Source organism: Allobosea rubneri (assembly GCF_032464875.1).
GTDB classification, from domain to species: Bacteria; Pseudomonadota; Alphaproteobacteria; order Rhizobiales; family Beijerinckiaceae; genus Allobosea; species Allobosea rubneri.
This window is the reverse complement of record NZ_JAWDID010000153.1, coordinates 1-512: the sequence shown is the minus strand read 5'-3', so window position 1 is coordinate 512 and position 512 is coordinate 1. Positions and strand designations below refer to the sequence as shown.

The following is a 512-nucleotide window of genomic DNA, read 5'->3' as shown; positions in this document are numbered from 1 at the left end:
ATGAACACGCGGCTGCAGGTCGAGCATCCGGTCACCGAGATGATCACCGGCATCGACCTCGTCGAGCAGATGATACGCGTCGCCCATGGCGAGACGCTCGGTATCCGCCAGGAGGATGTGAAGCTCAGCGGCTGGGCGGTGGAATCTCGCGTCTATGCGGAGGATCCGACCCGCAACTTCCTGCCCTCAACCGGCCGGCTCGTGACCTATCGCCCGCCCGCCGAGGGCCAGGATGGCGAGGCCACGGTGCGCAACGACACCGGCGTCTACGAGGGCGGCGAGATCTCGATCTATTACGACCCGATGATCGCCAAGCTGGTGACGCATGCGCCGACGCGGGAGGCGGCGATCAGGGCGCAGGCGCGCGCGCTCGACGCCTTCGCGATCGACGGCATCCGCCACAACATCCCCTTCGTTTCGGCGCTGATGCAGCATCCGCGCTGGATTGCCGGCGAGCTCTCGACCGGCTTCATCGCCGAGGAGTTCCCGGAAGGCTTCGCCCTGCCGCAGCC

At 67.2% G+C, this 512-nt stretch carries 1 protein-coding gene; it reads left to right on the top strand.

Translation table 11 applies throughout. The features are described from left to right. On the top strand, positions 1-512 hold a 512-nt coding region (locus tag RKE40_RS29720; RefSeq protein ID WP_449249804.1), incomplete at both ends, for an ATP-binding protein.